Annotated in this window: 23 protein-coding genes; all 23 read left to right on the top strand. The window is 30.5% G+C overall.

The genetic code is table 11. The features are described from left to right. The first annotated feature begins 1 nt into the window (after position 1). The 23 genes from VOI25_RS08950 to VOI25_RS08840 all read left to right on the top strand — a co-directional run bounded on the left by VOI25_RS08950 (position 2) and on the right by VOI25_RS08840 (position 25,757). Positions 2–1,360: an acyltransferase gene (locus VOI25_RS08950; protein WP_323788720.1), complete on the top strand. Its 1,359-nt coding sequence runs from the start codon at positions 2–4 to the stop codon at positions 1,358–1,360. Positions 1,361–1,441: 81 nt separating this feature from the next. Next, positions 1,442–2,404: a glycosyltransferase family 2 protein gene (locus tag VOI25_RS08945; RefSeq protein ID WP_323788719.1), complete on the top strand. Its 963-nt coding sequence runs from the start codon at positions 1,442–1,444 to the stop codon at positions 2,402–2,404. 5 nt (positions 2,405–2,409) lie between these two features. Next, positions 2,410–3,198, top strand: a complete 789-nt coding sequence (locus VOI25_RS08940; protein WP_323788718.1) for a glycosyltransferase — start codon at positions 2,410–2,412, stop codon at positions 3,196–3,198. Positions 3,199–3,298: 100 nt separating this feature from the next. After that, the gene (locus tag VOI25_RS08935) at positions 3,299–4,735 is read left to right on the top strand and encodes an MBOAT family O-acyltransferase (protein ID WP_323788717.1); all 1,437 of its coding nucleotides are present in this window, start codon (positions 3,299–3,301) and stop codon (positions 4,733–4,735) included. A 6-nt stretch (positions 4,736–4,741) separates the two neighbouring features. Continuing rightward, on the top strand, positions 4,742–5,632 hold the full coding sequence (locus VOI25_RS08930) for a hypothetical protein (protein WP_323788716.1): 891 nt from the start codon (positions 4,742–4,744) through the stop codon (positions 5,630–5,632). Positions 5,633–5,699: 67 nt separating this feature from the next. Then, on the top strand, positions 5,700–6,941 hold the full coding sequence (locus VOI25_RS08925; RefSeq protein ID WP_323788715.1) for a glycosyltransferase: 1,242 nt from the start codon (positions 5,700–5,702) through the stop codon (positions 6,939–6,941). Continuing rightward, a complete protein-coding gene (locus VOI25_RS08920; protein ID WP_323788714.1) occupies positions 6,931–7,947 on the top strand; it encodes a hypothetical protein in 1,017 nt (338 codons plus the stop codon). The genes VOI25_RS08925 and VOI25_RS08920 overlap by 11 nt, the downstream gene beginning before the upstream one ends. Continuing rightward, positions 7,947–9,173, top strand: a complete 1,227-nt coding sequence (locus tag VOI25_RS08915; protein WP_323788713.1) for a glycosyltransferase family 4 protein — start codon at positions 7,947–7,949, stop codon at positions 9,171–9,173. Before VOI25_RS08920 ends, VOI25_RS08915 begins: the two co-directional genes overlap by 1 nt. Positions 9,174–9,181: 8 nt before the next feature. Continuing rightward, on the top strand, positions 9,182–9,889 hold the full coding sequence (locus VOI25_RS08910) for a class I SAM-dependent methyltransferase (protein ID WP_323788712.1): 708 nt from the start codon (positions 9,182–9,184) through the stop codon (positions 9,887–9,889). 12 nt (positions 9,890–9,901) lie between these two features. Further along, the gene (locus tag VOI25_RS08905; protein ID WP_323788711.1) at positions 9,902–11,098 is read left to right on the top strand and encodes a glycosyltransferase family 4 protein; all 1,197 of its coding nucleotides are present in this window, start codon (positions 9,902–9,904) and stop codon (positions 11,096–11,098) included. After that, the gene (locus VOI25_RS08900; protein ID WP_323788710.1) at positions 11,099–12,274 is read left to right on the top strand and encodes a glycosyltransferase family 4 protein; all 1,176 of its coding nucleotides are present in this window, start codon (positions 11,099–11,101) and stop codon (positions 12,272–12,274) included. A gap of 188 nt (positions 12,275–12,462) precedes the next feature. Then, positions 12,463–13,890 (top strand): MBOAT family O-acyltransferase, encoded by a 1,428-nt coding sequence (locus tag VOI25_RS08895; RefSeq protein WP_323788709.1) that lies wholly within the window; start codon positions 12,463–12,465, stop codon positions 13,888–13,890. A gap of 2 nt (positions 13,891–13,892) precedes the next feature. Next, positions 13,893–14,786 (top strand): hypothetical protein, encoded by an 894-nt coding sequence (locus tag VOI25_RS08890; protein ID WP_323788708.1) that lies wholly within the window; start codon positions 13,893–13,895, stop codon positions 14,784–14,786. Positions 14,787–14,968: 182 nt separating this feature from the next. Further along, complete coding sequence (locus VOI25_RS08885) at positions 14,969–15,796, top strand: FkbM family methyltransferase (protein WP_323788707.1); 828 nt, start codon at positions 14,969–14,971, stop codon at positions 15,794–15,796. Continuing rightward, on the top strand, positions 15,796–17,124 hold the full coding sequence (locus VOI25_RS08880) for a glycosyltransferase family A protein (protein WP_323788706.1): 1,329 nt from the start codon (positions 15,796–15,798) through the stop codon (positions 17,122–17,124). The genes VOI25_RS08885 and VOI25_RS08880 overlap by 1 nt, the downstream gene beginning before the upstream one ends. Beyond that, positions 17,121–18,218 (top strand): glycosyltransferase family 4 protein, encoded by a 1,098-nt coding sequence (locus VOI25_RS08875; protein WP_323788705.1) that lies wholly within the window; start codon positions 17,121–17,123, stop codon positions 18,216–18,218. The genes VOI25_RS08880 and VOI25_RS08875 overlap by 4 nt, the downstream gene beginning before the upstream one ends. Before the next feature lie 28 nt (positions 18,219–18,246). After that, positions 18,247–19,692 (top strand): MBOAT family O-acyltransferase, encoded by a 1,446-nt coding sequence (locus VOI25_RS08870; protein ID WP_323788704.1) that lies wholly within the window; start codon positions 18,247–18,249, stop codon positions 19,690–19,692. Continuing rightward, on the top strand, positions 19,692–20,660 hold the full coding sequence (locus VOI25_RS08865; RefSeq protein WP_323788703.1) for a hypothetical protein: 969 nt from the start codon (positions 19,692–19,694) through the stop codon (positions 20,658–20,660). Before VOI25_RS08870 ends, VOI25_RS08865 begins: the two co-directional genes overlap by 1 nt. Positions 20,661–20,699: 39 nt before the next feature. Continuing rightward, complete coding sequence (locus VOI25_RS08860) at positions 20,700–21,830, top strand: glycosyltransferase family 4 protein (RefSeq protein ID WP_323788702.1); 1,131 nt, start codon at positions 20,700–20,702, stop codon at positions 21,828–21,830. An 83-nt stretch (positions 21,831–21,913) separates the two neighbouring features. Continuing rightward, positions 21,914–23,521, top strand: coding sequence for a hypothetical protein (locus tag VOI25_RS08855; protein ID WP_323788701.1), 1,608 nt, complete (start codon positions 21,914–21,916; stop codon positions 23,519–23,521). Further along, positions 23,518–24,591 (top strand): peptidoglycan bridge formation glycyltransferase FemA/FemB family protein, encoded by a 1,074-nt coding sequence (locus VOI25_RS08850; RefSeq protein WP_323788700.1) that lies wholly within the window; start codon positions 23,518–23,520, stop codon positions 24,589–24,591. Before VOI25_RS08855 ends, VOI25_RS08850 begins: the two co-directional genes overlap by 4 nt. After that, entirely contained in the window at positions 24,591–25,058 is a 468-nt protein-coding gene (locus tag VOI25_RS08845) for a hypothetical protein (RefSeq protein ID WP_323788699.1), read from the top strand. The genes VOI25_RS08850 and VOI25_RS08845 overlap by 1 nt, the downstream gene beginning before the upstream one ends. 3 nt (positions 25,059–25,061) lie before the next feature. Beyond that, on the top strand, positions 25,062–25,757 hold the full coding sequence (locus tag VOI25_RS08840; RefSeq protein ID WP_323788698.1) for a class I SAM-dependent methyltransferase: 696 nt from the start codon (positions 25,062–25,064) through the stop codon (positions 25,755–25,757). The last annotated feature ends 80 nt before the right edge of the window (positions 25,758–25,837 follow it).

The raw sequence follows: 25,837 nt of genomic DNA, 5'->3' as shown, positions 1-25,837 counted from the left end.
AATGAATCGACTATTAAAAAAAATAGCTAAGCGGTATGCTAATAGATTGTTTAAATACTTTAAATCGTTAGAAGATTCTAGAAAGAAACAATTAAAAGTAGATCTTATAAATAGAATTAGTAGTGTAGGCTATAATGTGAAATTAAATGGCGATTCACACATCATTTCAAAGCCTTCTAAAGTCATAATTGGCAATAACGTTCATATAGGTAATAATCTGTTTGCAAAAACGGAAGGAGGTCTTATTATAGGCGATAATACTCATATTTCTAGAAACGTAACCATTTATACAGAAAATCATAATTATTTAGGAAAAGCACTTCCTTACGATAATACTACAAATTATAAACCCGTAACAATTAAAGAGAACGTTTGGATCGGAATGAATGTGTCTATTATTCCAGGTGTTGTTATTGGTGAAGGCGCAATTATTGGAATTGGTTCTGTTGTAAATAGAACTATTGAGCCTTATGAAATTGTTGGAAGTCCAACAATTCAAAAATTAAAACTTAGAGACACCGAACATTATAAAACACTAAACAGCAATAAAAATTTTGGTGGTGTTAATGGTGAAGTTTTAAGAAAGACAGAATTACAAGGGTTCTTAGATTCCTATGAAACAAACAAACACAAGAACATTCTTTTTATTTTAGGAACTGGTAGAAGTGGAACAGTATCTATTACTGATTTATTTAACCAGCATCCTAATTGTAAAGCATTTCATGAAGATGTCTTACAATTAATTAGAATTAGTACCGAAATAGCACATAACATAGATGTAAAGAAATCGTATAGCGAATTAAATGAAATCTTCAAGACAAAAATCTGGAATGCTTCTGAAAATCAGCTTATAGTGCATTCTGATCAGAGACTTTGGAATTTAATTCCTTTTCTATCCGATTATTTTCCTAATTCTAAATTTATCCATTTAGAAAGAGAGCCAATCGGTTGCATAAAATCTATGGTTGTAAGAAACTGGTATGCCGAAAACGAATATCCAGATTTGTTTTATCACGATTGGGCAAAATATAGAATTCAAGGTGATGTCTTAGGTGATGTTAGTCATACTGAATGGAAAAAAATGACTCATTTACAAAAATGTACATGGTATTTTTACCATGTGAATAATACAATTGCAGCTGAACTTTCTAAGCTGTCTTCAGAAAGAACTTTAAAAGTTGAGTTAGAGAATATTCCTGAAAAATTAACCACTATTCTTAAATTTAGTGGTTTGAATGAAGTAGGTTTAAGTTTTAATAAAAAGAATAGTAGAAGACAAGAAGATTATACGAAGATTGAATCGAATAACAAAGCAGCTATTGAGGAACAAATTTCTGAAGAAATAAAAAAGTATACTTAAATAGTTCCACGTCATTATAAATTCAGTTTTATAATCCAACATTGATTTCAACACTAATTTTAAAGAATCAAAGCAACATACATGATTACTAATTTAGTATCTATAATTATACCAACATATAATAGAGCCCACCTCATTGGTGAAACACTAGATAGTATTATGTCACAAACCCATACGCATTGGGAATGTTTGGTTGTAGATGACGGAAGCACAGATCATACACACGAATTAGTAGCCAAATATTGCACAAAAGATGATCGATTTAAGTATTTAAAAAGACCAGATAATAGGCCTAAAGGTGGTAATGCAGCTCGCAACTATGGATTTGAAAATAGCAATGGCGAATTTATACAATGGTTTGATGATGATGATGTTATGGGGAAAAATTACCTTTCAGAACGTCTAAATTTGTTTTCTGAAAACACGAAAGCTGTGATTTGTAGTGGGTTTTGTACTGATGAAAATTTAAATGTCTTGAATGAAATCTCACTAAAAACAGAGGTTAATGTCTATAAAGAGTATGCATTATGGCGATTTGAGATGTACACACCTTCAGTGCTATTTAAAAAAGAGTCTTTAGGAGATAAACCACTTAATGAAACCATTTCAAGAGGTCAAGAAACTGAATTTTTCACACGTTTCTTTTTTCAATTAAAACAAGACGACTACGTTATTGTAAACACACCATTGTTTTATTATCGTCAGCATTCTAAATCTAAGACTGAGCAAAATCAAACGTATGTCAAACGCAATAAAGAAGACCTGTTTTATATAAGTCAGATAAATTTTGAAAGGGCTTTACAACTTAAAGATAAAGACCTTGTTTATTTTTATTATAAACTTTTAATTAAACAGTTTTTTAGAAGCGTAGATAATGATCATGTTAATAATGCTAAAAATATCATTAGATTTTTAACCAAGACTTTAAATAATAAAAACCTATTTTTAAAACTTAAACTGGTTTTGTTTAGTAACATATCTATCATATTTAAAAGAGGTTATGTTCTGAAAAAACATCTGAGAAACCATAACATATCAATGTAATTTCAATGATTCCAAAAAAAATACATTACTGTTGGTTTGGTGATCAGCCGCTTTCAAAAACAATTTTGAAATGTATTGAATCATGGAAATTTCACCTGCCAGATTTTGAAATTATCCTTTGGAATGAAAACAACTCTGATGTAAACCATCCGTTTGTTAAACAAGCTATTTTAGATAAAAAATGGGCATTTGCTTCTGATTATGTACGACTGAAAGTACTATCAGAATATGGTGGTGTCTATTTAGATACAGACATGCTATTGCTAAAGAATTTTTCAGAATTACTAACACATAAATGCGTCGTTGGTTTAGAGTCTGAACATTATATTAGTTGTGGTGTGATTGCTGCTCAAAAACACCATCCGTTTATTGTGAGTTGCCTTAAGTTCTATGATGAAATTGATGTTTCAAAACCAATTAATTATAAGGATTTAATTATTCCAAAAGTTTTCACATCTACATTTAAAACCTTGTACAACGTTGAAGACATTGTACCAAATGGGTATGGTGATATTTTAGTTTTAGATGTGAATGCCTTTTATGCATATCCCAATCCAGATCCTAAATTAAGACAGTCAAAAGATGATTATTTAAAATATATCAAATCTGAGTCTTATGCTGTTCACCTTTGGGAAAGGTCTTGGAAAGGCTATAACGAATTCCAACTGATTTATCAACGTCGCTATTTTAAGGCCATAAATATGATTATTAGGAATGGAAATCGTAAAAACTTGGAACCTAAAAAATACTATAGAAAACTACTAACTACTTTTAAATCTTCTATTTTTGGATAAATAAAGGTCGTCCGCTTTCAAAAGAAGCAATTCCTAAAACGCTTTCTATTAAAAATGAAAATTAAATACATGTGTGATAGCAACACTTCAATTTTAAATTATGTTATTTAACTCGTTTGATTTTGCACTTTATTTACCAATTGTTTTTATCCTCTATTGGTTTGTTTTCAATAAACAACTTAAAATTCAAAATGCTTTTTTGGTAGTCGCCAGTTATGTGTTCTATGGATGGTGGGATTGGCGCTTTTTATCTCTGATTTTATTTAGTTCATTTTTAGATTATTTTGTAGGCTTATATTTGTCTAAATCAAAAGTTACTAGGACTAGAAAATTATTGCTATGGACGAGCATATGTGGAAATTTAGGTCTGTTAGGGTTTTTTAAATACTTCAATTTCTTTATCGATAATCTTGCACAATCGTTCCGTTTTTTTGGTCAGGATATTACGTTAACAGGATTAGAAATTATTTTACCAGTAGGTATTAGTTTTTATACGTTTCAAACATTAAGTTATACTATCGATGTTTATAAGGGAAAACTAGAACCCACAAAAGACTTTTTATCCTTTGCCGCATTCGTTAGTTTTTTTCCTCAACTTGTTGCTGGTCCTATAGAGCGAGCGAAACATTTATTACCACAATTTTATAAGCAAAGAACCTTTAATTACGCTAAAGCTGTAGACGGCATGCGTCAAATTTTATGGGGTTTATTTAAGAAAATTGCTATTGCAGATAGTTGTGCTATGTATGCAAATACCATATTTGATAATTATGATGGTTACAATGGAAGTACTCTATTTATTGGTGCATTATTCTTTACATTACAAATTTATGGTGACTTTTCGGGATATTCTGATATTGCTATTGGGACCTCAAGATTATTTGGGTTTGACTTGAAACGTAACTTTGCATATCCATATTTTTCCAGAGATATAGCTGAGTTTTGGAGACGTTGGCACATATCTTTATCTACTTGGTTTCGAGATTATCTTTATATTCCATTAGGTGGTAGTCGTGGATCTACACTCCAAAAAGTTAGAAATACATTTATCATTTTTATAGTCAGTGGCTTTTGGCATGGTGCAAATTGGACATTCATTATTTGGGGTTTCTTAAATGCTCTTTATTTTCTACCATTACTATTACGACATAAAAACAGAGTGTACACTGGTAATATTGCTGAGGGGAGACTATTCCCGAATTTCAAAGAGTTTAAAGGAATGGTAATCACCTTCTTTCTAACCCTTATAGCTTGGGTGTTTTTTAGAGCTGAAACAATAAATCACGCCTTTGCATATTTAGAGCAAATGTTTTCAGCAAGTCTTTTTTCATTGCCTGAAGTAAGGCCAAAAGATATCTTTGTTTTAATTTTTGTTTTCATTTGTACCGAATGGTTTGCTCGAGATAAAGAATATGCGCTTGAATATTTAAACTTTAATAAGTATTTAAGATGGTTTGTTTATGTTTTACTAGTCATGTTAATTTATTTATTTGGAAGTAATTCTGAGAATGTTGAATTTATTTATTTTCAGTTTTAGAGGCTTATGAAAAAATTCAGTTATCAAATAGGGATTTTTGTGGTTATACTTTTTATAGTGAATCTATTGCTATTCAATTTAGGCAACGATTTGTATTATAAAAATTATGACAATCATGATTTGAACTATAAGAGCTACTTATTTTCAGATTCCCACGGAGCACAACTTAAAACGTATCCTCATCAATATGGTGTTTATAATTTTTCGGCAGATTCTGAATCCTATCTTGATATTCAACGGAAAATTAACTTTTTAATAGAACATACAGCTTTAGATACGATTTATTTGAGTGCAGATGAGCAAATGCTGAGCACATACAGAGAAAAATTAAATAATGCTGATAAATCCATGTATTACGCAACTAGTGAGGATTTTCCAAATCAGTTTGCATATTTTAAAAGTCAAATTTCTCAAAAAGTCATATATTTTCAACCTAAAATTGGCTTAGTTCTTAGAAAATATGTTGTTGCCAAACTTGAAAATATACCTTCACTGTTTGAAACTGATCAAGATAGAACGAACAAAACCCAGTCTTCTTTAAATTGGAATGATTTCACTCTAGATTTTAAAGAAGAAAAAGTTAGAAATAGACTTAATAATCAGTTTACATCTCAAAAGAATTCGATGCAATTGCAAGAAACCTTAGTTGACATTATACGCGTGTGCAAATCTAATAATATAGTCTTAATTGGGGTCAAGTTTCCGTTAACTAAAGCATATTACAACGTTGTGAAAGATCAACATTTTGGAGTAGATTCGATCTTTAAAGCCAATGGTTTAAAGGTTTTAAACTTTCAATCGTTGTACATAAATAATGACGATTTGTTTGTCGATGTAGATCACTTAAACACTAAAGGAGGTAAGAAATTTACTGAACTATTGTTTAAGAAGCACTAAGCAATTAAAATTCAAAAAAATATTATTGAATACTTCTAACTACCATTAAAACCTCTATTTTTGGGTAATGAAAAGTGATGTTTTAATAATTTATGGTTCGCTTAATTCTGTGCCTTCTCCAGAAGGAGCAGCACCTGCTAAGGTTATTTATGAAACCGTTGAATCGTTACATGATAATCAGTTCAAGACACTCTCAAATTATAACCCTAAACTTAAATCAGTTTCTTACGATAAAGATGTGTTTTTACATGTCAAACCCAATGCATTTGATGCTATTATTTTATTAGTTTTAAAACTGTTTTATCCCTATAAAAAGAGAAAACATAAATTTGTAACCACCTCAAATGAGCAGTTATTGTATTTTGTTTCTGTGTGTCGATTTTTGTTTTTTAATCGGTATAAAAAAGTTGTTGTGCATGTAAGTGTTGGTTTGGTAAACATGATTAAGTTGTTATTACCTAATCGTGACGTTGTGTTTTTTCATCATGGCACGTCATTACATACGAAATACGATGAGAAGCAATGGCAAGAATTAATAGTAAATTGTAAGGCAATTTTCGGTGTTAATGACATAGCCTTTCATAAAGCAAATAGCACCTTTAAAACTCAATTAGAGTCATCAAAATATTTTGCAATTCCAAATGCCATCATTCCCATAATGACCTTAGATGAGGTCAGTGATAATTATAAAAATCGAACTGATAATCCTAATGTTTTTGTTTTTGCATTTTCTGGAAGAATTTGTATCCAAAAAGGTGTGCTTAATTTAATAATAGCTTTTCATGACGTTTATAAAAAGAATAAAAATGTCAAATTGATTGTTTTTGGTGGAGCAGGAGCTATTGGAAAATATGATAAAACGACTTCATATATTCAGGAATGTTTTAACTATTCAGCAGAACATAAGTTACCTGTAGAGTTTACAGGATTTTTAAAAAATAGCGATTTAATTACAAGGTTATCAGAAGTAGATACCATAGTTTTGCCAACAGACAATAAACATTCTGAAGAAGGGATGCCTTTATGTCTAATTGAAGCTTTATCATTAGGAAAACCAATTATTGCTACAGACTCAGGAGGTAATTCTGAAGTTGTTGAAAATAATGTAAATGGATTTCTTATAAAGTCGAATCCTTATATTGAAGAACTTGCCGAAGCCATGCTAAAAATGAGCTTAGATAAAGATCTTTATTCAAAGTTTTCAAAAGCAGCTTATACAACGTATATTGAAAATCATACATATAAACAGTACACAAAAAAGTTTACAGATAGTTTACTACAACTAAGTTATATTAAAAATGGCAAGTAATTTAAACATAGCTATACACTATAGAGAAGGCGGTTATGCTAAAAGCTGGGTAAACTACTGTAAAGAAAACAACCTTAATTACAAACTCGTCGATTGCTATTCTAATACCATTATATCAGATTTAAAAGGTGTCGATATTCTGTTGTGCCATTTTCACAGATTTGAATTTAAAAACGGAAAAATTGCTGAATCGATTTTAACGATTGCAGAACATCAAGGAATTACTGTTTTTCCTAACCTAATGACTAGAGTGTCATTTGATGAAAAAATTATTCAAAAGTATATTCTAGAATCTGTTGAAGCACCTTCACCAGATACCTTTGTGTCATTCAAACTTGAAGAGGCAAAATTGTGGTTATCAAAACAACAGAGCCCTTTGGTTTCTAAATTAAGCAAAGGAGCAGGTTCAAAAAATGTAAGGCTAGTTAATCCATCTGAAGGTGAACACGTAATACATAAAATGTTTAGTAAAGGCATGCCTTCTTTTAAGGCGGCTTTGAATTTTAACCCTAAACTATCACTAAATAAGATTATTTATAATTTTTATAGATATTTTTCTTTCAGGATACCAGAAGCAAGATTGAAAAACAGACTTGTGGGTAAAGAATTTCACTATGCTTATTTTCAAGAATTTTTACCCAAAAACGATCATGATATTCGTATTGTGGTTATTGGTAATAAAGCTATTGGCTTAAAGAGAATGGTCGCTAAAAATACGTTTAAGGCTTCGGGTAGTGGTATCATTTTATACGATAACGAATTAATTCCAACGGAATGTGTTTCAAAGGCATTTAAAGTACAAGAAGATCTCAATTTTCAATGTATGGCATATGATTTTGTTAAGCATCCTAAAAAAGGGTATCAAATTGTTGAAATATGTTATGGCGTCGCAGCTAGAGCCTATGATCAATGTCCTGGTTATTGGACCAAAGACTTAAAATGGAATGCTTCTGATGCTGTGCATGTCGAAAATTTAATAATCGAGTCTATCCTAGAAAACAATTAATGACCAACACAAACGTCATATTAGTTTCAGGTTCAAGGCATACAGTTCCTCCAAGCAAGAATAGTCCTGGAGCACCTAGAATCATAGAAACGCTTTCAAATAGTGATGTAGAGGGAATGTGTTTTAAAGTTATTAGTAAATATAACGACAGTTTAAAACTCCAAAATTACAATACTGATAAATTCCTTCACATAAGACCAACTGTTGTAAATCGTTTTTTTGAAAAACTCCTACATTATGTGCCTCTTAAAGTTAAAAAGCGAATTTTTGGCTATGCGCTTCCTGATCGCATTGTGTATTATGAAAGCATTAAACGATTAATAAAAAAAGAAAAACCAGATATTATTATCACTTTTATGCACTTTGAGCTTTTTAAAAAGTTGCATAAATTATATCCTAAAGCCAAGCACATCTATTTCTTTAGGAGTACTGACTTGCAAATGCGTTTAGGTACTGATAATATTGCGTATTTAGCGAATCATTCTGATGGATTTTTAGCAAATACCAAATCACCTATTCAAGAATTGCAATCTATTTATCCTAACTTAAATATTCCAAAGGAAACGATTTACAATGCTGTGAACCTAAATGATTTTTCAGATAAGATTAGCGATGAGCTTTCAAAACAATATCGTGAGAAACTTAATTTGACATCTGAAGATTTTATTATAGGCTATGCAGGAAGACTTAGCGAGGAAAAATCTATATTAGAGCTTTTTGAAGCCATTAGTTACTTTAAAAGTAAAGGGCAAAAAGTACATTTGTTAATTGCTGGAAGTATTAAAATTGAAACGACGCCAAATAAGCATTATTACAAAGACATAATGACCTATTATGATGAACATCTTTCAGATCAGGTTCATTTTCTAGGTTGGATTCCAAATGAACATCTATATGAGTTTTATAATGCCTTAGATATTGGTGTTTTACTTTCAAAATATAGTGAAGGGAATTCTATGTTTTTGTTAGAGTCATTGTCTATGGGTACACCAGTAATAGCTACAAATATTGGTGGAAATATTGAAATGATTAGCGATGGTGAAAACGGTTTTTTAATAGATAGCCAAGATATAAAGCAAAATGTAATACAAACCTTGGATAATATTTTAAAAGATAAATCACAATTAAATAAAATGTCGGAAAAAGCAGTAAATTATATCAGACAAAATCATACTGATGAGATTATGTTAGATAAGTTTAATAACTTTATAAAGAAATTCGAATAACCTAGTTTATGAAGATAGAAAACCAAATTGAGTTTTATGACAACTATTGGTCGGAGAGAAAACTATTAAATAATTTAAAGCTTAGACGAGCTGTAAAGATTCTAGATTATTTTATTGTGGTAAAAAGAGCAATAAAAACGCCTAGAATTATTGAATTAGGTTGTGGTGATGGCAGATTTACATCCTTTATAGGTGAATTTGGTAATGCAGATGGTATTGAACTTTCCAAGAAAGCAGTAGAAGAAGCAAATCAATTATATCCTCATGTAAATTATTTTCATGGAAATGTGATCGATTTTCCTTTACAAGAATCTATTTACGACGTTGTTATTTCTCAGGAAGTTATTGAGCATATCGAAGAACAACAACAATACATAGATGTGTGTCATAAAGCACTGAAACCAGGAGGATATCTTATTTTAACAACGCCAAACAAACGCGTTTTAGATCATTTAGAAGGTGGAAATTGGTCTAACCAACCCATTGAAAAGGTTCTCGATCCCAGAACTTTAAAAGCATTGATTAAAACGAAGTTTGAAATTATAGATTATGATAGTATTATTCCTAATTTTGGAAGGCTTGGTTATTTTAAAATAGTTAACAATAGTTTTATTACTGGCTTCTTTAATAAAATAGGCCTTAGAAAAACACGTGAAAATGTTCTAGGTAAGCTAGGTTATGGCCTTCATCAATGCATTTTTGCACAAAAAAAATGATTTTATAGTGTAATGAACATAGCAATCTATAACGGAAATTTAAAACCTACTACGTTTGTCTTAAGATTGGCTCAAGTTGTTAATAAAAATCACAATTTATGTGTTGTTGGCGCTTCAACTAAACTATTCAAGTACAAACATGCCGATATTAGTTTTTTACCAACAAATCATAATAACAAACTAATTCTATTGTTTCAGTTGCTATTTCAACTGATTACTTTTTTAGTTTTATACCCAAAAATTTGGCTTCACTTTGTGGCCATTCTACGAAAATCTGATAAACCGATTTTAACTCGGATTAAACAGTTTTTAATCTGGTCAAAATTGATTAGAAATAAAGCTGATATTGTACATATTCAGTGGGTTTCTCATTTAATTTTATTCGAAGAATTATTAGACCTATCTTATTTTAAAATTGCAGTTAGTTTGCGTGGACGACTTATAAATAGTGCACCACTTTCAGACCTAAATCTTACAGCGTTATATCGTAAAACGTTTCCTAAAATTGATAAGTTTCATGCAGTATCTAATGATATAAAGATGAAGGCAATGCATTATGGAGCAGATGAGAACAAAATTAAAGTCATTTATTCTGGAATAAATGTATCTTCTTTTAAATTTAATAAGTCTATAAAGGATTCTCAACCAGATACCTTAAATGTATTATCTATTGGAAGAGAACATTGGATTAAAGGGTATAACTATGCTTTAGAAGCTATAAAAGGTTTAAAAGATAAGGGTGTTAAAATCAACTATACGATCATTGGAGCTTCAGATTCTGAAGAACTTGTTGTTTTAAGACAGAGTTTAAATATAGAAAAAGAGGTCCAATTATTATCAAGAGTTTCTTTCGAAGACGTGCTAAATGCAATGAAACAAGCAGATGTCTTTTTACTGCCAAGTGTCTCCGAAGGATTAGCAAATGTTGTTATTGAAGCGATGCTAACAGGATTGCCTGTCATCAGTTCGGATACTGGAGGAATGCCAGAATTAGTACTCCATAATGAAACCGGATTACTGTTCAAAAACAGAGATGTGACTAGTTTGATAGATACCGTTTTGAAATTTAAGAAGTTGTCTATAAAAGAAAAGGAGACAATGATAATTAAGGCTTATGAAAAAGTAAACGAACAGCATAACTTAAAACAGTTTGAACTATGTTTTAACGATTTTTATGCAAGTGATGAACATAATACCAAAATGAATTAAATGAAAATAGGAATTGTGCTTTCTTCCACTCCAGGTTACTCTGAAACCTTTTTTACTTCAAAAATAAAAGGATTACAAGCGCATGGTTATAAAGTCGTTTTATTAACTCAAGTTGCAAATGACGATTTTAATATGTGTCCAGTTATTAAACAACCTAAAGTATATAAAAATGCGATTATTCAAATTTTTATGATGATCATCGTATTCTTGAGTTTAATGCCACATCTCAAGGCCGTAAAAAGGTTTGTAGCTTTAGAAAAAACACAAAAAAAGAGTGCAACGCAACTTTTAAAGAAAATATATTTAAGCTCGCATATTTTATCACTAAAAGTAGACTGGTTACATTTTGGATTTGCTACTCAAACTATTGAATATGAACTTGTAGCTAGGGCCATAGGCGCGAAAATGGCCGTAAGTTTTAGAGGTTTTGATATTAATGTGTATCCTATAAAACATCCAAGCTGTTATGACTTGTTATGGAAAAATGTAGATAAAGTACATAGCATATCTAATGATTTGCTTCAAAAGGCTTATGTTCATGGACTTTCTAAAGATGTTCCTTTTAAGATCATTATGCCTGCAGTTGATATGTCTAATTTAAATCTAATTCGCAATTATACATCGCAAAACAAAAAACTTCAAATTGTAACCGTAGCAAGATTAAATTGGATTAAAGGATTAGATCTCGCTATTAATGCGATAAAAATTTTAAAGGATGAAGGTTTAGATTTTGACTATCATATTATCGGTTCTGGTACTCCAATTGAAAAAGAACGTTATCGACTTCAATTGCATCAACTACAATTAGAAAATGAAGTATTCCTTCACGGAAAATTATCTCATGACGACGTATTGTCCAAATTAAATTCGGCAGATATTTACTTGCAGTCTAGTATTCAGGAAGGATTCTGTAATGCAGTCTTAGAAGCTCAAGCATTAGGATTATTGTGCGTTGTTACTGATGCAGGAGGTCTTAATGAAAATATAGTTCATGAAAAAACGGGATGGATCGTACCAAATGGAGCACCTAAATTGCTGGCTAATAAAATTGTTGAGGTCAATAATTTGTCAACAGAACGAAAAAATGAGGTGTCAAAAAATGCCATTAGCCGTGTGAAACATAATTTTAATGTTGAACAACAACAAATGCAGTTTGCAGATTTTTACATTACATAATCGTCGATTTAGATTTTTTAAACACGTAGATCTTAAAACAATTCTGTTTAAAAGTTTACCTTTTAGAAGTTTAGTCGTATCAATAAGATTTTAGATATATTTGGCGAAAGTTTTAGCTGAGAAACTATAATTTTTTATTAAAAAATAACCCTTAGCAATTTAAATTAGCAGCTATTTAAACCAGATTAATGTTATTCAATTCATTAGACTTTGCCATTTTCCTTATTATAGTGTTTATACTATATTGGTTGCTATCTAAGAAATCGATTGGGTACCAAAATCTTTTAATTTTAGTTGCCAGTTATGTGTTTTATGCCTGGTGGGATTGGCGCTTTTTAAGTTTGATAGTATTTAGCAGTTTAGCCGATTATTTAGTTGCCATGTACTTAAAAAAGGAGGAACGAATTACGACAAGGAAAGTATTATTGTCCGTTAGTATTGTTTTCAATTTAGGTCTTTTAGGGTTTTTTAAATATTATAACTTTTTTGTCGATAGCTGGATTTCAGCTTGGGGAAGCTTCGGAGTGACCATGCATGAGAGTACTTTGAATATTATTTTACCAGTCGGCATTTCATTTTATACATTTCAGACATTAAGTTATACTATTGATGTGTATCGTAAAAAACTTGAACCTACTTCTAGTTTGGTTCAATTTATGGCTTATGTTGCATTCTTTCCGCAGTTGGTGGCTGGACCAATTGAGCGTGCAAAGAACTTATTGCCACAATTTCAAAAAACACGTGTTTTTAATAGCGAAGCTGTGATGAGTGGTGTTTATCTCATAATTTGGGGATTATTTAAAAAAGTAGTAGTTGCTGATAATTGTGCTTTTTTTGTGAACCAGATTTTTGATTCAACTACAGGGCATTCTTCTTTTGAATTGATAATTGTAGCCGTACTATTCGGATTTCAGATTTACGGTGATTTTTCAGGATACTCTGATATAGCGATTGGTGTAGCGCGTTTGTTTGGTTTTTCTCTAATGACAAATTTCTTATTTCCTTATTTTTCAAGAGATATTGCCGAGTTTTGGAGACGATGGCATATTTCACTCTCAACTTGGTTTCGGGATTATTTATATATTCCACTAGGTGGCTCAAGAGGAGGTCGTTACCAACAAATACGTAATGTAATGATTGTTTTCTTGGTTAGCGGATTTTGGCATGGAGCCAATTGGACGTTTATGGTTTGGGGTTGTATTCATGGACTTTTATTCTTGCCTTTATTGCTTTCTAATACGAATAGAAATCATGTTGTAGAAACACATATGCTATGGAGACAAGTGCCAAAAACGGTTTTAACTTTTGCCCTAGTGACAGTTGCTTGGGTGTTTTTTAGGGCAGACAGCGTCCAAATTGCATATCAATATATTATAGATATTCTTACATTTTCTGGCTGGAGTTTAGAATTGTTTTACAAAAGCTCTAAGATGATTTTGTTTAGTAGTATTATTTTAGTCTCTCTTGTAGTGATGCTTGTATTTGAATTTATTACATTACAACGTAATCAACGAGAAGTAAGATTGAATCATTATTCTGGAATTTTTATAGCGCTGTTGATTGTGTTTATGGGCGTTTTTAAAAACCCATCAGATTTCATTTATTTTCAGTTTTAATTATGAATATTTTTCTAAAAAAAATAGGCATATTAGTTATTAGTGTTTTAATACTAGGCAATCTGTTGTCCTATCTTAGTCTTTGGGCTTTAAGACAAGGTAATTTTTATAAACCATCGTTTTTGGTTAATGGAGTTACTGAAACAGACTTCGATTATATTGTACTTGGTGCCAGTACTGGATTGACAACATTAGATACACAAGTTATCGATTCCTTAACACATAAAAATGGAATTAATCTATCTGTAGATGATACTCCTATTTCAAGCCAATACTTGATGCTAAAACATTTTTTAGCAGAAGGTAAATCAACAAAAATTTGCGTTTTAGCACCTAGTATAACTGCTTTTGATGATCAAACTAATAGAATAAATGCTAACGATTATAGGTTCTTGCCTTTTATAGATCGTTCTTATGTTTCTGATTACTTCCAATCCTATTCTGGAACTGATGCTCGTTTATTATCTAATAGTCGCTATTTACCAATTATGGGTGTATCCTATTATAATGCTGAAGTATTTTATCCTTCAATTTTGAGTGTATTTCAACCAAAACGACGAAATAGATTTGATGCTAAGGGGAATTATACATATCCTTTTAAAAATTCAAATGCTGATTTAATTGAAAATCGTAACACCATAAGAGTAGAATTTCAAAATACTGATCTTAAAAAAATTAAGAGCTTGTGTGATAAGGAAGGAATAGTTCTACTATGTTATATTTCGCCTTTCAAAACAGCAAAGGTTAATACTTCAAACTCAATTTACAACATTATTAATCATAGTGATAAGTTGTTAAGAGCAAATTATTTTTATGATGATATTCATGTCACTAGTATTGGTCGTCAACTTATTAGTGAGATTTTTGCAGAGGATATAAGACCTTATTTTAATTAAAAAGATATAGTATAATAAGTAGATTTTTAGGGTTTTCCCTTCAGGTATATGAATAATCTAGCTTATTAAAACACCAAGTCTTAAAGGTTTGAATCTTAAGTTTATTTTATCGAAAGGCCTATAAAAAAAAACCTGCAAGGATAAATCTATTATATTTGTTAAAGGTTTATAAAAAATTAATGATGCTTGTATATTTATACGATAAAGTACCAAAATCAATAAGACATAAGATTGGGAAATCTAAGACTTTAAAATGGTTTAGAGATTTGCTTTTTAGGAGCAATGGAGTTTATAGAGAAAGTGTAGTAAGTATAAATAGATCTTATTTAGACTATGAGGTTAGTTTTAAGTTTGTGGCCTCTATTAAAGATGCGTCTAAAGCATATTCTAAAGGGATTGAAAATACAATGCTAAGGAATTCGATAACATTACTAAAAAGAAGGTATTCCGATTTAAGTGATCTCTCCATTTTAGATGTTGGCGCAAATTTTGGCTATTTGAGTTTGGTTTGGGCAAAATCAATTTGTAAAACAGGAAAAGTTATTGCTTTTGAACCTAGTAAAAATGTTTATAATACATTACTAAAATCTGTTAAAATTAATGAGTTAGGTGATACTATTCATGTTGAAAATTTGGCAGTAGGTAACGAAAATAAAAGCATAAATTTATATTTAGATAATTCGACGTCTAATGTTCTAGAATCAAGTGAATCTCAGTTATTCGAAACGGTTCAAATGGTGAGAATTGATGATTATGTAAACACTCAAAAATTAGAGAAATGCCATCTTATTAAAATTGATGTAGATGGAATTGAAATGGATATTTTAAAGGGTAGCATTGAAACTTTAAACCGGTTTAATCCAATTTTTATTGTTGAGACTAATAATGACGTTAAAATTGTAGAGTTTTTTATCGAAAATAAGTATCAAGTATTGGATGGGAATTTGAAAGACTATAATTTAAATAACCCATTGCCTCCAAATATATATTGTATTTCAAAATCAAATTGATGCTATTCAATTTTCTAAAATACTTACAACCAACTCATTACTTTCAAAAGAAGACTAAGACTGGGACTTCAATATTTCCAATTGTCAGTCAATTGCCTGAAGCTATAAGGAATCAATTACAAATTGATGATCAGTACAAATCTGAAATATCTAAGGCTTATGATTTGTCATGGCAATCTATTCATTTAGGATATATTGGAGATTTTGAAACATACTCGAGTTTTTCAAAATTACCACGCATTGATGAATATCGTTTCATTAGAAAAAATTTTCATGCAGCATGGGTGTTTTTTGTGTTTCTATTGCGCATAATGTCATTTCATAATCCTTTTAAAGAATGTAAAGCTTGGTGGAGTACTAGAATGGTCAATCAACTCAAAGAATCAAGTAATTCCGTTGTGTATAAAGATTGGGAATCATTTTCATCTCAATTAATAGAAGCGAATCCATTGGTAAGTGTTGTAATTCCAACACTTAATAGATATGAGTATTTAAAAGCTGTTTTAAAAGATTTGGAAGCGCAAGATTATCCTAATTTTGAGGTGATAGTTGTAGACCAGTCTGATGATTTTAATACAGCATTTTACGCCGACTTTAATCTCAATTTTCAATTAATCAACCAAAAGGAAAAAGCCTTGTGGTTGGCTAGAAATAGGGCTATTAAAGCAAGTAAAGGTGAATGGATTGCCTTGTCTGAAGATGATGTTCGAATTAAACCAGATTGGATTAGGATGCATTTAAAATGCCTCGATTTTTTCAATGCTAAGATCTCTGCTGGTGTCTTTTACCCAGAAGGTCATCAAATCCCGAAGTCGAGATCGTTTTTTGCAGTTGCTTCACAGTTTGCTACAGGAAATGCTATGCTTCATAAAACTGTTTTTAATCAGGTTGGATTATTTGATCGTCAGTTTGAAAAACAACGAATGGGTGATGGTGAATTTGGAATGCGTCTTTATCTTAATGGTTTGAAAAGTGTTTCAAATCCCTTAGCATCCTGTGTAGACGTAAAAGCAGGAACAGGTGGTTTGAGAGAAATGGGAAGTTGGGATGCATTTAGACCTTCAAATTTTTTCGCAGCAAGACCAATTCCTAGTGTTTTGTATTATTTCAGAACGTATTATGGCAATGCTTCAGCTAGATTAGCATTATTACGAACGGTTCCAATTTCGATATTTCCATACCAATTTAAAAAGAATAAACCCTTATTATTTATTGGGTTTATCGTTACAATTTTAATTTTACCCATTGTCGGATTCCAAGTTTGGAAGTCATGGTATTTATCGAGTAAAAAAATAAAAGAAGGTGCTTTAATCGAGCCACTTGTATGAACGAAACCAAGTCAAATATTGTAATTGCAACCTCCGAATTCCCACCACAACCAGGTGGAATAGGAAATCATGCTTATAATTTGGCTTTACATTTAACCAATCGAGGCCATGAGGTTCGTGTTATTGCAGACCAACGTTCTAAAACAGGTAATGAAGAATTAGAATTTGATGCGTCTTTACCATTTGCAGTAGAGCGAATCAAGGTGTATAAACTTCGTTTTATAATGTATTTAAAACGCATTGCGCTTACTTTTAAATATGCTAGAAATGCAACACATTGTATTGCAACAGGGAAATTTTCATTATGGAATGTTGCTTTTTGTACGTTCTTTTTCCGAAGAAAAACAATCGCAGTGGTTCACGGAACAGAAGTCAATTTTAAATCAGTTCTTTTACGAAAGTCCATCAGTTTTTCACTGAAACGTTTCAATAAAATAGTTGCGGTATCGAACTACACAAAAGGTCTGATAGCACATTTAAACAAAACGATTGTTGTAATTCCAAATGGCATTACAACCTCTGAATGGAAAAATTCAAAAGATAAAATCACTCTTAAAGGCAATCCAGTGCTAACTACAGTTGGTCGCGTAAGTTCAAGAAAAGGACAGTTAAACGTTATAAAACAATTACCAGAACTTATAAAGCAGTTTCCTGAATTGCATTACCATTGTGTTGGAATTCCAACAGAAGCTGATGCATTTTTGAAGGTCGCAAAAAATTTAAAAGTAGATGCCTTTATTACGTTTCATGGAAGTGTAGATGATGATACATTAAAAAAAGTACTTGAAGCTACAGATATTTTTGTGATGCTAAGTGAAGAAAGTGTTACAGGTGATGTTGAAGGTTTCGGAATAGCTATTCTTGAAGCCAATGCTATGGGAATTCCTGCCATTGGATCAAAAGGTTGCGGTATTGAAGATGCTATTAATTCTGGCAAGTCTGGACTCTTGATAGATGCTAATAATTCTAAAGAATTTATTGATGGTGTGTCACAAATACTTGAAAATATATCTAAATATAAAACGGAAGCTAAGATTTGGGCCAATACTCATGATTGGACACATATCATTATGCGTTATGAAGAATTATTATAATACAATACATACTTAGGATTTATAAACCATGCTTTTTAACTCAATTGACTTTGCTATTTTTCTACCAATTGTATTTATACTGTATTGGTTTGTGACGAATAAAAGTTTGAAGCTTCAAAATATATTGCTTGTCGTTTCGAGTTATATCTTCTATGGATGGTGGGATTGGCGTTTTTTATCGTTAATTCTTTTTAGTACACTTATTGATTATTCGGTAGGACGAGCATTGGCAAAGGAGAATGCCATAAGTAAAAGGCGATTGTTATTATGGACGAGCATTTTAGTGAATATCGGTTTTCTTGGGTTTTTTAAATACTACAATTTTTTTCTTGAGAACTTTGTTTCTGCATTTTCATTTTTTGGAAAAGAAATCAATGCCAATTCGCTAAATATCATTTTACCTGTTGGAATTAGTTTTTATACGTTTCAAACATTGAGTTACACGATTGATGTGTATAAAAGAAAGTTAGAACCAACAAAAGATGTGATTGCGTTTTCAGCTTTTGTGAGTTTCTTTCCGCAGTTAGTTGCAGGTCCAATTGAAAGAGCAACAAACCTATTGCCTCAGTTTTATAAGCATCGTAAATTTAAATATTCTAGTGCAGTTGATGGCTTACGTCAAATACTTTGGGGTTTATTTAAGAAAGTAGTCATTGCAGATAATTGTGCTAAATATGCCAATTATATTTTTGATAATTCAGCAGATTTAAACGGAAGCACTTTAGTTTTAGGAGCTGTTTTTTTTACATTTCAAATTTATGGTGACTTTTCTGGGTATTCAGATATTGCAATAGGTATTTCTAGATTATTCGGGTTTAACCTAAAGCAAAACTTTGCCTTTCCATATTTTTCAAGAGATATAGCTGAATTTTGGAGACGATGGCATATGTCGTTATCAACTTGGTTTAGAGATTATCTGTACATTCCATTAGGCGGAAGTCGAGGTCGATTAACGAAGACGATAAGGAATGTATTTATTATTTTTATTGTCAGTGGTTTTTGGCATGGCGCAAACTGGACTTTTATCGTTTGGGGAGCTTTAAATGCGGTTTACTTTTTACCAATTTTACTTACCAAAAACAATCGAAATCATCTAAATACTATTGCTGAAGGAAGGCTTTTTCCTAGTTTGAAAGAGTTTACATTAATGATGATAACGTTTATTCTAACAGTTTTTGCATGGATCTTTTTTAGAGCCGAAACTATAGAACATGCTTTTAATTATACGTCTGGAATCTTTTCAAATTCGCTTTTTTCGACGCCATATTTCGAAAATGGAACCTTGGCAATCCCAACAGTGTTATTGGTTGTGTTTTTTAGTATTGTTGAATGGTTTGGAAGACAAGATCAATATGCAATTGAATCGATGTTTAAGAATCACAAAGTATTGAAATGGAGCTTTTATTATCTTATTGTGATTTTAATTTTTGTTTTTGCAGGATCTAGTCAAGAATTTATTTACTTTCAATTTTGATGAAGAAGTTCATTTTAAAAATAGTAGTTTTTGCAATTCCAATTCTTTTATTGGCATATGGTCTTGATGTATATCTATCTAACAATTTAAGAAAATCGAATACATTCGCACATTTAGAATATCCAATTTGGAATGATGTCTTAGAGGGTAATTTAAATGCTGATATTTTAATACATGGAAGCTCTAGAGCTTGGGTCCATTTTGATCCTAAAATTTTAGAAGACGTCTTGCAACTAACGGCTTATAACCTTGGTGTTGATGGTCACACATTTAATATGCAGTATTTAAGGCATAAATTGGCTTTAAAATACAATGACAAGCCACAGATGATTATTCATTCTGTTGATGCAACAACACTTCAAAAAGGAGATTTTTTTAACTCAGAACAGATTTTACCTTATATGTTATGGGAAAAGGATTTTCAAGAGTTCACATCTGAATATGAGTCGTATTCTTATTTTGATTATAACTTACCACTACTTAGATATTATAGCCAGACTGAGGCGATTTCAACAGCATTCAAAATGAATATGAGCTCAAATAACAATCCGCAAATTAGAGTTAAAGGTTATCAAGGACAAGAGAGAACTTGGAATTCTGATTTTGATAAGGCTAAAAAATTAATGAAAGGTTTTGAGGTTAAAATAGATGAAACTTTAAAGATGAAATTTGACAGGTATCTAAAAGACTGTAAGGCAAATAATATTGAAGTTGTACTAGTGTATGCTCCACTTTATTCTGAAGGAAAGGCATTTATTAAAAATGAAGAAGTTTTAATTAATACTTACCAAAAATTTGCAGAAACCTATGGTTTTGCTTTTTTTGATTTCACTAATGATGACATCTGTAATGATAAAGCCTATTTTTACAATGCCAGGCATATGAATAAATTAGGTGCTGAACTTTTTACTAAAAAACTAGCAACTAAGATTAAAACCGAAATTAATATTGACAGCATTAAAAACTAAAAGCCATTACAAAAGTCTAAAGTTGTTAATTTGTGACCCATGAAAGTACTAACCATAATTTCACATACAGAACATTACAAGGCGCCTGATGGCACTATCGTTGGTTTGGGTTCTACAATTACAGAAATAAATCACCTTCTCACTGTATTTGATCAAATTAATCATGTAGCAATGTTACATGAAACTTCTGCGCCTGCCAGTGCATTGCCTTATATTTCTGATGCCATCAAGTTCATCCCAATTAAAGCAGTTGGAGGTCAAAGGTTTGTTGATAAAATTTCCGTGTTTTGGCAAGCACCAAAAGTATTAAGTACAGTTAGAAAAGCTTTAAACCAAAGTGATTGTTTTCAGTTTAGAGCACCAACAGGAATAGGAGTTTATGTTATTCCATATCTAATGTTATTTAGCTCTAAAAAAGGTTGGTTTAAGTATGCTGGAAATTGGAAACAAAAAAATGCACCAATAGCGTATAGGTTTCAAAAATGGGTATTAAAAAATCAAAAACGCCATGTTACAATTAATGGAGCATGGCCTTCTCAACCGAGTCAGTGTTTAACTTTTGAAAACCCTTGCTTGAATTCTATTGATATTGAAAAAGGTGAACAAGTGGTGAGACATAAAGTGTTGAGTACAAACCAAATTAATTTTTGTTTTGTTGGTAGACTTGAGAAAGAGAAAGGAATAGGTTTACTCATTAATGCATTTAAAAGTTTAAGTGAAGACGATACATCTAGAATTGGGCACATTGATATTGTTGGTCATGGAAGAGCCATGGAAGTCTATAAAAACGATGCAAGAGATACAAAACTAAATGTTCATTTTCATGGATTTTTATCTCGAGAGAAAGTTCATGATATCTATATAAAATCACATGCTATTGTTTTACCATCGGCATCAGAAGGGTTTCCAAAAGTAATAGCAGAAGCTTTAAACTTTGGTTGTTTGCCTGTTGTGTCTAATGTTTCAGGTATTTCAGACTACATAAAAGATGGAAAAAACGGGTTTTTATTAGATGATATTTCTGTTGAAGGTATAGTTGCCAAATTACAAAGTATATTAAAGTTAACTGCTCAAGATTATAGAGCAATGACAGGTTTTGAAAGGGAAAATATTGAGAAGTTTACGTTTGAGTATTACAATTCTAGAATTAAGAATGAATTATTGAAATAATCTTTATGTGAAATTCAACTGGATTTTGGGAGATTTTCGCGTAATTTGCTTATTCAATTCTTAGAAATGATCTTTATAGATTTATGATTAAATCAATACAGCTAATTAGTAATGAAATCAATAAAAGTCTGGACTTTAAAAGAGTCCATGAACATAAAATTGTGCTGTATGATTTAGAAAATGAATTGTATTCGTTTACTTTAAAAATTGAATTTAATCAACCCATCGTTTTATTTAGAAATCACGATTATACTTGGGTAGATATCAAGCAAAAAAGAATGGCGAATTGGTATGCGCCAAAACTTATAAAACTTCAGAACAATCAAATAGTTCAGCCAAATCAAAATCTCGGAATTTGGGAAGTCAATGCTAAAGAAAAGCAAATTTTATACTGGCATTTTAATCCAGTAAATGCGAAACCAATTTCAAATTATAATAAGGATAACTCTAAGGGAATCATCCAAGCAATTTCAAAAAAGCCCAGAGAAATACCTTTGTCTTTTTTGTTTTCAAATGACTTTGGTGTTGAAATAAGTCGTTCTAAATTTCCGTTTTCTGCCATAGCATGCTTTACAGATCATTGTGATTTTGACACCTTAGATAATTTAACCTTACAACGTCAATTCTTTAAGGAACATAATATTAAAGTGACTAAGGGCTTTTTTCTAAATCACTTTTCTAAACGAGAAGATACAGCATCTATAGAATTTAATAAAGATGAAATAGAAGAGTGGGTGAAAGATGGACATGAACTAGCTTATCACTCATTATCACAGTCTTTAAAATCACAAGATGAGAGTTTTAAAGATTTTTTATCCTTTAAACCGCCTTTTGAAAATATTACCACTTGGATTGATCATGGTTTTCAACCTTATAATTTTACATTTTCAAATTGTAAAGATGAAATTAAAGACCAATATGGTAAGTATTTAAAAGACAGAAATATTAGTCAACTTTGGAATTATATCGATTCTGGTACAGCAGTAGATGGTGTGATTAATCAAATTAATCCAAATCAATTTACACTAAAAGCATTTTATAAGGGTATTAAGCATTTAGGTTTTAAGAAGGTATTTACCTTGATAATCAAGAATATTATTTTTCACTATAGTACTGATGATTATAGTCTAAATTTATATCGAGAAATAGCTAAATACGTTAAACGATTTAAACGAAAAAAGAGTAAGATTAAGCATGTATATTTTGTAATTAACATAATTAAGCTCGTTATATTCTTTATCCCAATTTTGCTGTTTTGGAGATTCAAAAGGAATAAAATCTATCCTTTAGCAGAATATGCACCAGTATTCTTTGAACATGTTCTGAATGGACAAACGTTTACCGTTTTTCAAACTATAGAAATGATCAACTTTAAAAGAGCATTACATAAAGATAACTTGGACTTACTAATTAAAGAAAAAGGACTCTTTATTGCACATACTTATTTTTCTGCACCAATGAATTATCACGAAGGAAAATTATTTGGAGAGAAAGATAAAATTAATTCAGAAGTAGAAGAACGTTTTAAATATTTGTCTCAAAAAGTGACTACAAAAGAGATTTGGAATCCAACCTTAAGTGATTTAATTAGTTACATGAAAAAAATTGAACATGTCATATTTGATTGTAATGAAAATGGTGAGATTTATAGTAGTAATGATCATGAATTAATCACTAGGCAAATAAAATGATACGACTACTATTTACCAAGGAGATTCATTGGCAAGAAAAGTGGGATGAGTTTTTGACAAATAATCCAAAAGGAAGTCATTTAATCCTTTCAGATTGGCTTAAATCTTATAAATCTTATGGTTTTGATTATGAATTAGGGTTGTTTTTAGAGAATGATGAAATAATAGGAGGTTATGGAGCAGTGATCCCTAAACTCTTGTTTTTTAAGTTTTATATCATTCCTCATGGACCAATATATAAATCTGGATATGAAGATAATTTTGAGAATCACATCAAAGAAATTACTAAACACGCTAAGAAAAGTGGAAGTTGTTATTTACAAATAAGTATTCCTAAATCTTCAAATAAAAAAATATTAAAACATGCTTATTTACCAGATCATGTAGAGTTCATGAATTTTATTTTTAAACCAGGTAAGCACTTTAAGTATGTGTATAGTTCTTATGGTATTAATTGGGTTGATTTTAATGGATTTCAAGATCCTGAAGAATTTTTGGCTCAGTTAACACCTAAAGTTAGGAGAAACGTAAGAATGCCATATAATAAAGAAGCAAAAGCTACCTTTGTAAAAGATATTAAATCGATAGAAGAAGGATATAAGGTGATTTCTGAAAATGCCAGACAAGCCAATTATAGTGTTCGTGATTTTAAAGAATTTAAAGCTACTATTTTTGATTTGGTAAATAAGGATTTAGCATATTTTGTAAACTGTGAAGTAGATAATGTGATAAAAGCTTCAGGGTTTTATGTCAAAACATGTGGTTATATCACTAATATAACTGGAGGTGTAATTCGTCATAAACCAGATATTAAGCTAGGTTATATGTTGCAATGGGAAATGATAAAAAAGTCCTTTAATAATGACTTTAAAGGCTATAACATTTCAATGGGTGGATCTAAAGGAGTGCAAGATTTTAAATCGAAATTTGGAACCGAAACTATATATTTCGAAAACCCTCATTATCATTTAGTTTTGAATACGATGTATTTTAAGCTATTTCTGTTTTTTGATAAATATTTAAAACCATATAAAGCTAGAATTTCAAAGATTTTGGCAAAATTGAAATGATGAAAAAAATACTTAGACGATTTAAATTAGTGTTTATTGATGTACTTGTATATCATATGCAAGACTATAAATCAATTAGTATAGAAAATGAATATAAAATTGAGAAGTCTACTGATGGGCATAAAATCTGTTATTTCATAAAGGATAATAATAAAATTGTGCATAAAAGTTTTTTGATTCCTAAAGTGTATTTAATGAAATCATTAAACAAGAAAGGTCCAGTAATTGGAGACTGTGTTACTGTTAATAGCCATAGAGGTCAATCCATTTATCCTTATGTCATAAATAAGATAGCTCAAGAAGTTATTAATAATGATAAGACTGAAGTTTATGTCATTGTAAATTCCAATAATTTAAATTCTATTAGAGGAATTGAAAAAGCAGGGTTTTCAAAATTAGCATCCATAGTTGCAACACGTTGGTTGTGGTTTTATTTTAAAAGAAAAATAACGTATTTAAATAAATAATTAATGAATTCAAAATTAACAACAAAGTTTAAAATTATCTTATCTAAGATTATACCTAATTCTGAAAAGTTTAGATATTTATTTTATTTGCCGAAATTAGAGGCCTTTAATAAAGCTTATGGTTCTAAAGGTAAGTTTTTAGAAACTAGAACTCAATTATACAGTTTTGTAAATCAAAGCATAGATAATAAGCCTATTTCTTATTTGGAGTTTGGAGTTTTTAAAGGAAAAAGTATAAAATATTGGTCGCAATTAAACACACATAAGGATTCACTTTTTCATGGGTTTGATACATTTAGTGGCTTACCTGAAAGTTGGGATAACTTCACAGGAGGATTAGAAAAGGGATTCTTTGATACTAAAGGCCAACTCCCTCAAATAAATGATACAAGAGTCGCTTTTTATAAAGGGTTGTTTCAAGATACTTTTCCATCATTTATGGACAATTATAATTCTGAAAACACTTTAGTAATTAATATTGATGCAGATTTATATTCATCAACACTTTTTGTATTAACCATGTCTCATAAAATACTTAAAAAAGGGTCAATTATAATTTTTGATGAGTTTTCAAGTATGTTGCACGAGTTTAGGGCTTTTGAAGATTATTGCAAATCTTATAATGTAGATTTTGAGGTTTTGGCAAGCACCAAGGCAGCAAAAAATTATTATGCTCACGTTGCTGTGAGAATTATTTAAAAATTGATAAAAACCTTTCAAAATTAATAGTTGAGCAGAAATATCTATTTAATATAGATATATTATTGCAAAGTATTGAT

The organism is Psychroserpens sp. (assembly GCF_034670085.1).
Lineage (GTDB): Bacteria > Bacteroidota > Bacteroidia > Flavobacteriales > Flavobacteriaceae > Psychroserpens.
This window is presented reverse-complemented; position numbering and strand designations above follow the sequence as displayed.

Coding starts and splice junctions, on each gene's coding strand:
- VOI25_RS08885 (WP_323788707.1), top strand. CDS start 14,969: ATGCTTGTATATTTATACGATAAAGTACCAAAATCAATAAGACATAAG.
- VOI25_RS08875 (WP_323788705.1), top strand. CDS start 17,121: ATGAACGAAACCAAGTCAAATATTGTAATTGCAACCTCCGAATTCCCA.
- VOI25_RS08915 (WP_323788713.1), top strand. CDS start 7,947: ATGACCAACACAAACGTCATATTAGTTTCAGGTTCAAGGCATACAGTT.
- VOI25_RS08940 (WP_323788718.1), top strand. CDS start 2,410: ATGATTCCAAAAAAAATACATTACTGTTGGTTTGGTGATCAGCCGCTT.
- VOI25_RS08850 (WP_323788700.1), top strand. CDS start 23,518: ATGATACGACTACTATTTACCAAGGAGATTCATTGGCAAGAAAAGTGG.
- VOI25_RS08860 (WP_323788702.1), top strand. CDS start 20,700: ATGAAAGTACTAACCATAATTTCACATACAGAACATTACAAGGCGCCT.
- VOI25_RS08930 (WP_323788716.1), top strand. CDS start 4,742: ATGAAAAAATTCAGTTATCAAATAGGGATTTTTGTGGTTATACTTTTT.
- VOI25_RS08840 (WP_323788698.1), top strand. CDS start 25,062: ATGAATTCAAAATTAACAACAAAGTTTAAAATTATCTTATCTAAGATT.
- VOI25_RS08900 (WP_323788710.1), top strand. CDS start 11,099: ATGAAAATAGGAATTGTGCTTTCTTCCACTCCAGGTTACTCTGAAACC.
- VOI25_RS08845 (WP_323788699.1), top strand. CDS start 24,591: ATGAAAAAAATACTTAGACGATTTAAATTAGTGTTTATTGATGTACTT.
- VOI25_RS08905 (WP_323788711.1), top strand. CDS start 9,902: ATGAACATAGCAATCTATAACGGAAATTTAAAACCTACTACGTTTGTC.
- VOI25_RS08890 (WP_323788708.1), top strand. CDS start 13,893: ATGAATATTTTTCTAAAAAAAATAGGCATATTAGTTATTAGTGTTTTA.
- VOI25_RS08920 (WP_323788714.1), top strand. CDS start 6,931: ATGGCAAGTAATTTAAACATAGCTATACACTATAGAGAAGGCGGTTAT.
- VOI25_RS08870 (WP_323788704.1), top strand. CDS start 18,247: ATGCTTTTTAACTCAATTGACTTTGCTATTTTTCTACCAATTGTATTT.
- VOI25_RS08925 (WP_323788715.1), top strand. CDS start 5,700: ATGAAAAGTGATGTTTTAATAATTTATGGTTCGCTTAATTCTGTGCCT.
- VOI25_RS08865 (WP_323788703.1), top strand. CDS start 19,692: ATGAAGAAGTTCATTTTAAAAATAGTAGTTTTTGCAATTCCAATTCTT.
- VOI25_RS08895 (WP_323788709.1), top strand. CDS start 12,463: ATGTTATTCAATTCATTAGACTTTGCCATTTTCCTTATTATAGTGTTT.
- VOI25_RS08945 (WP_323788719.1), top strand. CDS start 1,442: ATGATTACTAATTTAGTATCTATAATTATACCAACATATAATAGAGCC.
- VOI25_RS08950 (WP_323788720.1), top strand. CDS start 2: ATGAATCGACTATTAAAAAAAATAGCTAAGCGGTATGCTAATAGATTG.
- VOI25_RS08935 (WP_323788717.1), top strand. CDS start 3,299: ATGTTATTTAACTCGTTTGATTTTGCACTTTATTTACCAATTGTTTTT.
- VOI25_RS08880 (WP_323788706.1), top strand. CDS start 15,796: ATGCTATTCAATTTTCTAAAATACTTACAACCAACTCATTACTTTCAA.
- VOI25_RS08855 (WP_323788701.1), top strand. CDS start 21,914: ATGATTAAATCAATACAGCTAATTAGTAATGAAATCAATAAAAGTCTG.
- VOI25_RS08910 (WP_323788712.1), top strand. CDS start 9,182: ATGAAGATAGAAAACCAAATTGAGTTTTATGACAACTATTGGTCGGAG.